At 53.3% G+C, this 12013-nt stretch carries 10 protein-coding genes, 1 tRNA gene and 1 pseudogene; 6 read left to right on the top strand and 6 right to left on the bottom strand.

The annotated features are described in order from the left end of the window. Nucleotides 1-25: 25 nt before the first annotated feature. Nucleotides 26-1429: a PKD domain-containing protein gene (locus AC07S4_RS10670; RefSeq protein WP_494986622.1), complete on the bottom strand. Its 1404-nt coding sequence runs from the start codon at nt 1427-1429 to the stop codon at nt 26-28. A gap of 171 nt (nt 1430-1600) precedes the next feature. On the opposite strand from AC07S4_RS10670, the gene AC07S4_RS10675 reads away from it, so the two are divergent. The 4 genes and pseudogenes from AC07S4_RS10675 to AC07S4_RS10690 all read left to right on the top strand — a co-directional run bounded on the left by AC07S4_RS10675 (nt 1601) and on the right by AC07S4_RS10690 (nt 5333). After that, on the top strand, nt 1601-2548 hold the full coding sequence (locus AC07S4_RS10675) for an alpha/beta fold hydrolase (RefSeq protein ID WP_494986623.1): 948 nt from the start codon (nt 1601-1603) through the stop codon (nt 2546-2548). A gap of 291 nt (nt 2549-2839) precedes the next feature. Beyond that, nucleotides 2840-3589, top strand: a pseudogene (locus AC07S4_RS10680) (DDE-type integrase/transposase/recombinase); the annotation flags it as partial. Nucleotides 3590-3964: 375 nt separating this feature from the next. Further along, entirely contained in the window at nt 3965-4258 is a 294-nt protein-coding gene (locus tag AC07S4_RS10685; protein ID WP_494986624.1) for a hypothetical protein, read from the top strand. Nucleotides 4259-4514: 256 nt separating this feature from the next. After that, entirely contained in the window at nt 4515-5333 is an 819-nt protein-coding gene (locus AC07S4_RS10690) for a DUF4393 domain-containing protein (protein WP_494986625.1), read from the top strand. Between the two features lie 113 nt (nt 5334-5446). On the opposite strand, the gene AC07S4_RS10695 is transcribed toward AC07S4_RS10690, so the two are convergent. The 4 genes from AC07S4_RS10695 to AC07S4_RS10710 form a co-directional block, all read right to left on the bottom strand. Continuing rightward, the gene (locus AC07S4_RS10695; protein WP_494986626.1) at nt 5447-5737 is read right to left on the bottom strand and encodes an H-NS histone family protein; all 291 of its coding nucleotides are present in this window, start codon (nt 5735-5737) and stop codon (nt 5447-5449) included. A 61-nt stretch (nt 5738-5798) separates the two neighbouring features. After that, nucleotides 5799-6800: a hypothetical protein gene (locus AC07S4_RS10700; RefSeq protein WP_494986627.1), complete on the bottom strand. Its 1002-nt coding sequence runs from the start codon at nt 6798-6800 to the stop codon at nt 5799-5801. Between the two features lie 99 nt (nt 6801-6899). After that, entirely contained in the window at nt 6900-7841 is a 942-nt protein-coding gene (locus AC07S4_RS10705) for a retron St85 family RNA-directed DNA polymerase (protein WP_494986628.1), read from the bottom strand. Next, nucleotides 7838-8773: a retron St85 family effector protein gene (locus tag AC07S4_RS10710; protein ID WP_494986629.1), complete on the bottom strand. Its 936-nt coding sequence runs from the start codon at nt 8771-8773 to the stop codon at nt 7838-7840. The genes AC07S4_RS10705 and AC07S4_RS10710 overlap by 4 nt, the downstream gene beginning before the upstream one ends. 400 nt (nt 8774-9173) lie before the next feature. On the opposite strand from AC07S4_RS10710, the gene AC07S4_RS10715 reads away from it, so the two are divergent. Continuing rightward, on the top strand, nt 9174-10199 hold the full coding sequence (locus tag AC07S4_RS10715) for an IS5 family transposase (protein WP_494986630.1): 1026 nt from the start codon (nt 9174-9176) through the stop codon (nt 10197-10199). A 235-nt stretch (nt 10200-10434) separates the two neighbouring features. Beyond that, nucleotides 10435-10508: transfer RNA gene (locus AC07S4_RS10720), tRNA-Gly, on the top strand. Nucleotides 10509-10515: 7 nt separating this feature from the next. On the opposite strand, the gene AC07S4_RS10725 is transcribed toward AC07S4_RS10720, so the two are convergent. Next, complete coding sequence (locus AC07S4_RS10725) at nt 10516-11997, bottom strand: DUF4214 domain-containing protein (protein WP_494986631.1); 1482 nt, start codon at nt 11995-11997, stop codon at nt 10516-10518. Nucleotides 11998-12013: the final 16 nt, after the last annotated feature.

Genomic DNA, 12013 nt, shown 5'->3' on the forward strand with positions numbered 1-12013 from the left:
GAAGATTGCTCGGATGCTCGGTGGCTTAAAAGGCCAGCTTTTTTTGTTGAAATACGATTTGCACATTCGGATCGGCAGGCCGGTCGATGGAGACCAGTTCTGCTGCGAAATAGGCGTAAGCAAGGCAGGGATCGCCGGGAGCCGAAATGTATTTGGTCGCGTATTCAACCACGAGCGTACTGTCAAGTAAATACACGCTGCTGATGCTGGTTGCCAGGCAAGACCCGAGCTGCTGGTAATACAAGGCCAGCACGGCCTTCTTGCTGAAGTCTACGGGAGGCGGCGAAGCGGGGCCTGCGCTGCCCATGTGGGCCTGCCATAGCGCGGCCCACTCCGCATCATTGCGCGCGACGGCCATGGCCGGTGCGGACTCGCGCCGCTGCGACTGGCCGTCATCAATGACTGTGAAAGGGACATCCTTGGCGCCGTCCGGCACCGGTTCGGGCTTGATGAATTTGCTCACCTGGTGGGTAATGTCGAGGCCAAGACTGCGGGTGTTGCGATTGGCGAAAATGGTATCGAAAAGTGGCGCCAGGCCAGCGTCGGGACACCGGCGAAAAACCCCGCCCAAAGAGTCGGCCGCGCTGCACAGGAGTTGCTCGGCTGTCAGGCCGTGCAATCCTGCGGCAAAGCTTGCGTCGCTGCAGGCACCGGCGACAGAGGCGAATACATACTTGCCGTCGATCAGGTAGAGGTCGCTCGCGAAGTTGTTGCAGTGCCCCTGGTTCACCATATCGACAAAGCCCTTGAAGGCTGCGGCATCCATCGCGGTGACGGTCGTCGTTGCTGGTACGCTCAGGCGCTTTCCGTCCGAAGCAACCAGGCTGGCCGTGTAGGCGCCGGGCACGTCCGGCGTGAGGCTGGCCTGGGCCGCGTTGGCCGACGCCAGCGTGGCGCTGCTGCCGGCCGGCTTGCTGCTGAGCGTCCAGAAATAGCTGAGCTTGTCGCCGTTGGCCAGGCGCCAGGATGGCAGGCCGAGGCTGATGGTGGCGCCTGTGGTGACGGTGCTGGCGGCGCCTCCGGCCAGACGGTAGCCGGGATCGGTAGGCGGCGTGGCGGTAATCGTCACCGTGGCTGTGCTGCTGCTGGCCTTGCCGTCGCTGACGACCAGGCCGACGCTGTAGCTGCCGCCGATATCCGGCGTCAGTGTCGGCAGCGCCGTGGTGGCTGAGGCCAGCACCGCATTGCTGCCGGCTGGCTTCGCGTTGAGCGTCCAGTTAAAGGTGAGGGCGTCGCCATTGGCGTCGCTGCTGGCGCTGCCGTCGAGCTTGACGGTAGTGCCGAGCCCGACGGCCTGCGCGGGGCCGGCGTTGGCGATTGGCGCGATATTGGCCGGCGTCGGCATCGGCGCGGCGGCGGACGTGCCGCCGCCGCAACCCGCCAGTGTACATACCAGGGCGATCGCGATACCTATGTTTGCTGCGTACATGGTTTCCCCTTATAACTCAGCGATGACGCCGCGCGGCACCGCGAGAACTGGGGCAGTATAGGTTGGCGTGCTGAGCAAGAATGTGATGATGAGCACAGAACTATTGCGGAATTAGCAATTACGTGCAAAAAGCCGCGTAGAATGCAGCGATTGCTAATTTGGGATTCCACAATGAAAAAAAGCAGCATAGCCGCATTTCTGTTTGCGGTCTTACTTCCATTCCATGCATGCCAGGCGCAAAGCGCGGCTACGCTGCTCACCCCCGAGATTGGCGGAATCAAGCAGGTGGTGGAAATCACGACGGATAACCGGAGCAAGCCGGTGCTGCTGTTCTTGTCCGGCGGTCCAGGAAGTTCAATGATTAATACCGCCGCCGATTTTACGGACATCCTGAAAGACAGATTCACCCTCGTTCAATGGGACCAGCGGGACGCCGGCAAGACCTTGAAACTGAACCCGTCGCCCACCCAGCCCACGTCGGCGCAGATGGAGAGCGACACCTACGAGGTGATCGAGTTCATCCGAAAAGAGCTGAAGCAGGAAAAAATCTATCTGCTGGGCAGCTCCTGGGGCAACGTTCTGGGATTTGACATCGTCCGCAAGCACCCCGGTCTGCTGCATGCGTATTTTGCGGTGAACCCCGTGGTCAGCCAGCTGGCAAGCGAGCAGGAGCTGCTGCAAACTTTGAAGCTGACGTTCGCCGACAACGCCGATGCGAGCAAAGAGCTGGCCAGCGTAAACATCCCGTTCAAGACGGATGAAGACCTGTTCTACTTGAGGAAATGGCTGTTCTACAAGGAAGGCAAAAAATACGTGACCAGCAATGAGTTCAGAAACGGCTTCCTGCAGTGGTCCAAGGTCTGGTCGCCGGTGTGGAACCAGGTGATGGCCGTTGATTTGCCCCGCACCTTGAAGCAGGTCGATTGCCCGGTCTATTTTTTCGTAGGCAAGAACGACATCCAGACGTCCACCAGGATTACAAAAGACTACTACGAGATTTTGCAGGCGCCAAAGAAGGGGCTGTTCGCATTTGAAAATTCGGGCCATCAAATCCATCACGACGAACCGGAAAAATTCCAGCAGGCGATAGTGCAAACTTTGGACAAAGCTGTAAGGTAAAACCGCTGCGGCCAGTCTCTCATCACACCGGACCGCTTGCGGATTTGCCAACTGCGTGCCAAGCCGCGTAGAATGCACGGCATGCGGGTGTAGCTCAATGGTAGAGCAGAAGCTTCCCAAGCCCCGCCGCCTTGTTAAAACCCACTGTTCATGCGGGTTTCAATCGCATGAACATGCGATCACACCAAAACTCCACTTTAATCAACAAGTTATCTGCCATCACATTTTCGACCCCACATCTAGTTGAAAAAGCTTCTGATACGGTGTGATGGTTGTTTGAAAGTATTTATCCTGGTCGACGCGGTGCGGGCTGAGATCACGGCACTGCCAACGTACGGCTACCGCAGGGCAGGCGCGCTGGTCAACCGCACGCGGGCCTTGATGGGCCTGCAGGCGATCAACCATAAGCGCTTTTATCGGGTAATGAAGGAGCACAGCCTGCTGCTGCCGAAAGCACCAAAGCGCCGCGTCAGCAGCCGCGTGCATGACGGCGTCGTCGGCGTGGCCGAGCCAAACCGGCGCTGGTGTTCGGACGGATTCGAGATTGCCTGCGACAACGGCGAGGTCGTGACCGACGTGTTCATGAAGGACTGCTGTGATCGTGAAATCATCGCCTGGCGCGCCTGGGCCGAACGCGGCCTGCCGGGGGAGCCGGTACGCGACATACTGGTCGAAGCGGTCGAAGCGCGGTTCGGCCAGGACAGCATCGGATCAGCAAGGCTGGAGTTCTTGAGCGACAATGGCGGCGCTTACCGCGCCCACGAAACGCATGCCCTGGCGCGCGAAATGGGGATTGAGCCGCTTCACACGCCGGTGTGTAGCCCGCAGTCGAACGGCATCGCTGAAAGCTTCGTGAACACGTTCAAACGGGACTACGTGAGCCTGATGGACCGTGGCAGCGCCGAAGTCGTTCTCGCGCAACTGCCAGACGCTTTTACGCATTTCAATGAGGTTCATCCGCACTCGTCGTTGAAGTTGAAATCGCCTCGCATGTTCAGGAGGGAGCTGGCGCGCCGGGCTCAGGAAAGCGGCGCTAATTAAGCGATAGGATGTGTCCGGTTATACGGGAGCAAGATCAGAAGAAGAAGCCCCACCCAGCGGAAACCATTCCCGAGAGTAAGGCCGTAACGGTTCAATCCGCCACGCTGCGTAACCGAGCTAAGCACACCGAAGCGCCCGCTGCGGCGCAGCCTGATCCGGCCATCCTATGCATCACTGGGCTGCTTGCCCAGCTGACTCCCGCCAACAGGCAACTGGCCGCAAATATCATTCGCGCCATTCTTGAGGAGCAGACGCGAGAAACTTAGCATTTGCAAGCAACCATCCCGGGCTGCATTCGCAGCCCAGTACGCCACCTGTTCTGCTATCATCGTCTGCAATTTTATATTGTGCCTAGCACGAAACGCGGACGATTCTATGATTGAACTTCGATACACAGGTTTGGCATTCGATGAGCAAGAGCTGATCGACCACATCAAGGCATCTGGCAAACACTTTATGGTCCAGGGCCAGACAATCAAAAAGCTTGAAAACCATACCAAGCCCCATTCGCTCGATGTGTGGCTGCGCACCCGCTTCCCGAAAAAAGAGGACACTAAGCTTGCCGATAACTATGTGCTGAATGCCTTGGTTAAGACAAAAAAATTTGTGATCACGGAAGAGAGATGCCCGGACAGCGGGCGCTTGTGCAAGTCGATACGTCTGATATGATTTTTCTGAAAGGCGTTAGCTAGCGTTTCAGACCACGCGGTTAAATCGATTAGAAACGTCTCTAAGGCGTGGAGCGCAGTCGAGATGCATCGACGCGCAGATGAGAAATGAAAACGATTCTAAGCGGTTTAGAATCGTTTTTAAACGTGGTCGAGATTTATTGGCATCATGCCAAGAAATTGTTAGCAGCTTGCTGAGCGAGTAAATTCGCAAAAAGGTGGGGGCGTATTTTATATTCGTTTCGTGGAGAGTACTAATGGCTGATGAGAATCAAATAAGAGATATGGTCGATGCAGTCACCGGAGTGGCGAAAGCCATTCCTGTTTACGAAGATGTAGTTCAGCCTGCAGCCCAAGAGGTTGGAAAGGCTCTACAGACTGTAGCGAAGGCAGTTCATGTTGTACTTGCCCCGGTAAGCGCTCTTGTTTGGGGATACGACCAGGTAAAAGAGTTTGTTTCCACGAAGGTTGCAGAGCGGCTGAAAAACGTACCGCCTGAAAACTTAGTGACACCGAAACCGAACGTCGCTGGCCCAGCACTGGAGGCGCTCCGCTATACAGGACATGAATCATCGCTAAGCGATCTTTATGCGAATCTCTTAGCAGCAGCGATGGATTCAAGTACCGCTCAAGGCGCGCATCCTGCATTTGTAGAAATAATTAAACAGCTAACGCCAGATGAGGCAAAGATCGTTGCTCTCTTTGTGCATGAAATTGCGTTGCCGTTGGTTAACCTTCTGTGGGAGTTTAAACCAAACCAGGAAGGAAATACTGGTGGCAAAGCAGTCCTAGTGCATTACTCGCACATCGGAGAATTAGCTGGGTGTGAATTTCCGCAGATGACCCCTACATACATTGGAAATCTATGCCGTTTAGGATTGGCAGATGTCCCTGCCTTTGGAGAGTACACTACCAAAGGTGTCTATGATGCGCTTGAAAATGACCCTCGAGTGAAGGCTCATACTGTTTCTATCGAGGCGAATCCTGACATTAAGCCGGTCCTGGAGAGAAAAACACTTCAAGTTTCTGAATTAGGTAGACAGTTTGCGCGAATCTGTGTTGATAGAAAAAAATAGCAAGTTGACTATTTTTCGAGAGGTTTGCGGATGCGCATAAAAGGTGGTTTTCGAGCTGCCCCGATTTCAATGTGACTGCGTTTAAGAACGGCGGCCTTGAGCCGCCGTTTCGTTTACTTGATCAGGAACTGATCCTTCTCTTTACCTTCCAACCACTTTGGCGAGCGTCCGCGACCGGTCCAGGTCGCGCCAGTCGCATCGTTGCGGTACTTCGCTGCAACCGGTGCGCGCTCCTTCGTGCTCTTCGCTTTGGTGGTGCCGGTCAGGTCTGCAACGCTCAAGCCATACTGACTCATGATTTCGGCGATCTTCGCCTTTGCGCCAGCGATCTCATTCTTGCGAGCTGCTTCTGCGAGCTGTTGCAGTTCGGCGATCTTGAAGGCGTATTCCTGATAGGTGGACATAGGGCTCCTTAGGTAATTGGATCTTTGTTAATAGTTCAATCTATTTATTGAAGAAAGGCGTTTAGTTTTTCAAAAAATCGCTCGTATGTTCATCAAATTTTCTAACACTAACGATGTACTCGGCTAGTTCTTCTTCAGAGAATTTAGGTGGTGACAGCGGAACTTCAAAGGCCAACAATTTACCATCCTCAGGCTTCTGATTCCGTTTTTTTGCCATCTGGTATTTTATATCGCCTAAAAACATCTTGCAGTCAGCTTCATCAGTTTTTCCTGCAAAATGCTGGTAGACATGTGTTGAATGAATATTTTTTATGTCTTGATAATATAGTTCAGGAATTTTTGAGTTATAAAGAGTGAGAGTTTTTTCGATAATTTTGTTCGCAGAATTTATTCCGTCACAAATATCATAAGATAATGATGTTGTTTGGTCTTCTGGAATTACTCTAACATTAGGGATCGATTGCATCATATTTTGCCGGGAGGCATTGCGTAGCATAAACTTGTCGAGCATGAAATCATAAGGAATCTTTTCGACAAATTGTCCGCCTAGAGCTGCAAGGTATGTTGATCTGAGTGAGTCTTTAAATTTTTCTGCAGCCACGTTTAGACGGATAACAGCGAGACTTGCTGACGGGCTTTTCAATTCCTTGCTTTGGTTCCCCAATACCTTTATTTTTGGTGGCGGGTTTGTTGGTTCAGAAGAATACAAGGCTTTCATAATTTTATCGGTAAATTTATCGACAGCTTTTTGTTGTTGATCTGATGTTAGGCCTTGAGCTTGAATGGCACGGCAGTTCAATGCCACTAAGGCAAAGAGAACTCTTGTTTTGTTTGCATCAGGCAAGCTAGCCAACAGTCTTTTTTCGCTCGTAGTAAAACTCCCATCAATTTCTCCTCCTACTATTTTTCGTAATCCATTAACGCCGATTTTTCCGTTAATGGATATGTCGTTAGCATCAGTTTCGGGATACTTATTGCAATCATCGCCTTTGTTCGCTGATGCAAACGCAGAATTCGCTACAAAAAAAGCAAAAACTGTAAAATAAATTTTTCGTGAGATCATACTTGAAATTTGTGTTATTGATGAAGTTTTGAGTGCCGCTGAGCAGCTCAAGCTATTTGAAAAGTTTATAGAAGTGCCTGATTGAAATAAATAAGAAATTTATTGCACATCGCAACCAAAAGGTAAATCTAGTTTCCTGAAAATTGGCGTGCCAAATTGTCGAACAAGCGATAAAATATACGTCGGTTCAACGGACCAAGCAAAAGCAAGCTCGCCACGTAATCTTGGATGCTCCGATGCACTCAAGAGTTCTTTTGAGAATCGATAAAGTTCCGAGCGAAGTCGTCTCTTCTTATCTCTTCCTAATGAAACCTCACCTGTAGGGGTTAAAATCAATCCAACCAAAGACTGTCTACAGGCACGTGAGGTCGATACTGTCTTGGAGGGATTTATTTTTAATTTTGGGTAGGAAAGCTGATCTGCAATGTCCTGAACCTGCTTAGGGATTTCTAATAGTACGTCCGCCCGGTTGGTAGAAAATGCGAGATCGTCAGCATATCTGCTATACGCTATCTTTTTTCCTCTTAATAATTGTACGATTTTTTTGTCAAAATCATAGAGAATTGAATTGGATAATAATGGGGAACTCGGTGCCCCAATGGACAAGCATAATTTCTTATTTACCCTGTCATACCAACACGCAGCACGTGTTACCAGTTGCGCATCATCCTCTGAGAGTTTGCCGACTTGCATTAAATGTTTTTGCACATCAGTTGAAGAAATAGACGGGAAGAAATCAGAAAAATCTAATTTCAATAGAAAATTCTTCCCAGCATGAACTGCAGCATGATCTCCGATAGATACACCTTGGCGGTACGCGGTTGCACTTTGATGAATAGGGAGAGATGATAGAACATTCTTCATCAGCCATCGCTGTATAATCTTTATTTCCGCTGAAGGCTGAGCTATCGTGCGAAATTTATTTGGCTGTCTCTTTGGTATTTGATATACCTTGTAACGGTAGCGGGCAGTAGATATTAATTGAGTTAATTCGTCGGTGGAAAATGGTAAATCTATCGACATTTTTTTAAGGAGAGTCATCTTTTCTCATCTCCCTTGTGCACTAATTCAAAGACATTTTTTCTGAAAATATCGCTCTGGATTTCTTTCCAAATTATCGCCTTGAATCTTTCGCGTTTGAAATTTTCCCCAGGCCTAGTCGTGGTGTAATCGACGTAAATCTTCCGAAATTTCTTTGGTACGTAATAGGGGTTGTCACCATATCTATGGCAAACGATTAGCTCCGTTTTTTGCAGCAAAAATAGTATTTGCTCCAATCTTGTAATTCTAATGTCAATTCCAAAATGTAGTAAAATTTTCTGCAATTCGTTTATCTGGCAAACAAGAAAAAGATTTACCAAATCGAGAACTAAGAGGATTTCATGCTGGGAGTTTGTTGCAGTGAATGCTGAACTAGGCTTGGTCCGGCCTCGTTTTTTATCCAGTGTTGCGATGATAACCGAAATGTGTTTGGGAAGATCTTCTGGTTTAAGGTCTGGTATCACACAAACGCTATTTTCGTGCTTTTGTGTATTCTCAAGGCTGCGAATTGGTCCCAAACTGATGAAGGAATTTATGGGATGGTGCGTGCTTTTCACAACAACAACTAGTCTCTCACTCAATGAATCAATTTGAGAAAAGGCTCCTAGCTCAGCAATTGCGCCTGGTGCTTCAAGAAAGACTAGAACAGCACTAGTTAAGTAGCCTAAATCTTTCTCGAATAACAATAAATCAGAATAAGTATTAAAATCATTCCAGTCGTTGTAGTTCTCTGGAAGTAATAATAATTCAGCTTGTTCTTGTCTATTTTCTGTCCACCAACGAACAAACGAATCTCTTTGGGATTTTGCTTTATTTTTTTTCTTGGGCGATATTGCACCGCCGAATATCGCAATGAACTCGGGAAAAGAAACGACAGTCGCCTTTTTGGGGTCGACTGTCGCTATGAAGGATTCAATTACTTTTAGCGTCATAGGCAGACTCAGCTACCATTAATTACAGGCACGAAGCAGGCCACGCGCCCAACGAGTGACGAACGGAGCGAAGTTGGGCGCGTGGCCTGCTTCGTGCCGCCGATGTCTATCAATTATTTCCCGTCTGGCGATACGCCCGACGATGGTTCGTTATTAAAATAACAACCACAATACGCGTAACTGAGTTGAATGATTATGAATGTTGCGAGAAGGAAAAGCAAATGCTTAGCGGAAGTATTTTGCGAAATGAACAAGGTGTGAATTGACTTCTGAGTTCAGGCTGGCTGGATTTGGATTTAACAAAATGGAAATGTTCAATCGGCCATCACACTTTGGGGGACCTCGAAAAACCTCCGCGAAGATGGCATGATGTCGTTGAGCTAACACCGACCTTCTTCCGATGATCAAAACCAGCCTGTTTGCCGACCAAGAGCGCGAAGCGAAGCTAAACAAGCTTGGCGACGCGCTGCGATTGCTGGAGCAGCACGTTGACTTCGCGGCGCTGGCTGCCGGAGTCGACCACGCAGCACCGAGACCCAGCCGTGAGCGCGGCGGCCGCCCGCCGTTTCCAACCGAACTGATGGTGCGGGTGCTGCTGATCCAGCAGCTGTTCAACCTGTCCGATGAGCAAATGGAGTTCCAGCTGCTGGATCGGCTGAGCTTCCAGCGCTTTGTTGGCTTGCGCGCCAGCAGCCAGATTCCGGACCGGACCACGATCTGGACCTTCAAGGAACGCCTGATCGAAGCTGGCGCCAGCGAAAGCATCTTCGACGCGGTCAACCGCCAATTGGCCAAGCATGGCTACATCGCGCGCGGCGGCCAGATGATCGACGCCAGCTTCGTGCAGGTACCAAAGCAATCGCTGAGCAAAGAGGAAAAGGACGCCGTGAAAGAGGGCGAAACGCCTGCTCACTGGAAGCCTGCCAAACGGCGCCAGAAAGACACCGACGCACGCTGGACCAAGAAACATAGCAAGTCCTTCTTCGGCTACAAGCTCTCGGCCAGTGCCGACAAGCGGTACAAGTTGATCCGCAAAATCAAGGTCTGCACCGCAAGCGAACACGACACCCTGCACCTTGAGGACGTGCTCGATCCCTGCAATACCAGCCGCGATGTCTATGCCGACAAGGGCTATGTCAACGGCAAGCGCGAGGCCCGGCTGAAGGGCGAAGGCTGGCGCATGCATATCCAGCGCAAAGGCAGCAAGGACAATCCGCTATCGGCGGCGCAAGAGCGGCGCAACCGCCGCATCGCCAAGCCGCGCGCCCGCGTCGAGCATGTCTTTGCCGGCCTGGCGCAACTGGGCGGCAAGGTGCTGCGCTCGATCGGCCTGGCACGCGCCACGCTACATCTGAACTGGAAGGTCGCGGCCTACAATTTGCGCCGCCTTTCCTACCTGAAGGAGGCCAACGTCGAGGCGTTCTAACGCCCGTAGTCCGCCTGGAGTGCGGAGAACAGGCGGTTTCGATGGCGAGATGGCCAACCAATCGGCCCGACGGATCGCGTCTGCGCCCCCATGGGCATTTTCGGCGTCATGCTTGGGGCCGATTTGCCAGTAATTCGAGGTCCCCTTTGGTGACATCGGCCATCACACTTTCGACTACAGCGGCCATGCAGCAACGTTGTCAACAGCGTTGAAATCCGCGTAGAATGCGAGGCATGCGGGTGTAGCTCAATGGTAGAGCAGAAGCTTCCCAAGCTTACGACGAGGGTTCGATCCCCTTCACCCGCTCCACACTCTCCTAGCCATACGGCGTGTACGCAAAGCCGTTGGCGATCAGCCCGGCGTTCAGCGTGTGGCTCTCCGGACTTTCGGAAAACTCCAGCACCATATCCACCACGCTCAATCCGTGTTCCAGCGCATTGATCCAGTAGGCCTTGCCTGCCGCTTCCGGCTGGCGGTCCAGGGCGTTGACGTAGAGCGCGGTCACCAGCGTGTCGAAATTGGTGTTGACGCCGTACAGGTTGATGAACTCCTGCGCGGTGGAGAAGCCGCCGATGATCTGTTTCAGCGTGGTGCCGTTGTCCAGGGCGGTCAGCCAGAAGCCGGCGCCGGCGGCGTCCGGGGCGCGGTTGAAGGCGCTTTGGTACAGCCGGTAGAGCTGGCCCGCGCTGCCGTTGACGTCCAGCGCCAGGCCGCCGTCGGCGAACTGGATGCGCTCGACGTTGGCCAGGGTGTTGGCGCCGCCGCCGGCCGCCGCGCTCACGCTGAATGCGCCGTTCGCGCCGGTGACGGCGTAGGCGGCGCGGTTGCCGGCGAAGACGGCCGTGTCGACGCCGGCGCCGCCGTCGATGGCGTGGCCGTAATCGTTCATGACGATGATGTCTTTGCCGCTGCCAGCGTCAACCGACAGGCGCGCGCCGCCGCCGGTGATGCTGATGCGGTCGTCGCCGGCGCCGGAGGCGATCAGCCAGTTGGTGCCGACGGTGGCGGGCAGCGTCACGGCGATGGAGTCGTCGCCGCCGAAGTTGGCGGCGTTGGCCAGCAGCTGCTGTTCGTTGGCGACCGTGCTGCCGGTGACGGCGATGGCGGCGGCGCTGATCAGGGCCGAGCTGCCGTCGGTGTAGTACTGGGCGTAGGAGCTGAGCGTGCCGCCGAATGCGGTGCTGGCGGTGCCCTGGCCGATGGCGGTGGAGTTGCCGGACACGGTGAAGTCGCCCGTGATGCGGCCGCCTTCTTCAAACATTTCGGTGGTGCGCGTGAGGGTGTCCACCACGCCGGAGAACAGGTTGCCGTCGCTGCTGGTCACGCTGCCGTGCGCTTTCAGCACGGTGTTGCCGATCGTGTTGTCGTAGCCGGCCGTGCCGGCCGTGATCAGCTGCTGCAGCGTGAGCGTGTTGATGGTGCCGCCCTTGTTGCTGAGCAGCAGGCCGTTGCTGGCGGAGGTGCTGTAGCCGAAATTGAGCTGGCCGTCGTACACCAGGCGGTAGTTGCCCGAGATGTGGTCTTCCAGCGAGCCGGCCGAGAAGGTGCCGCTGGCCGCGCCGGGCGTGGTGTTGACCAGGCCGGCGAAGGTCTGGAAGCTGCCGTCCGGGTAGTCGAGGTAGCCGTCCGGCCCCGCCAGCGAGCCGCCGGTGTAGACCGCGTGGGTGGAGCTGAAGTTGTAGCCGGCCTTGATGAGCTTGTCGAACTCGCCCGCCAGCGTCAGCGGCGTATGCGTGGCGCGGTAGGCCTCCAGCGTGTTGAGCGTGGCTTGGCTGAAATTAATGGTAACGGTAGTCATTGCGTATCACTCTGAT

It is taken from the genome of Pseudoduganella sp. GW821-FHT05F09 (genome assembly GCF_059419605.1).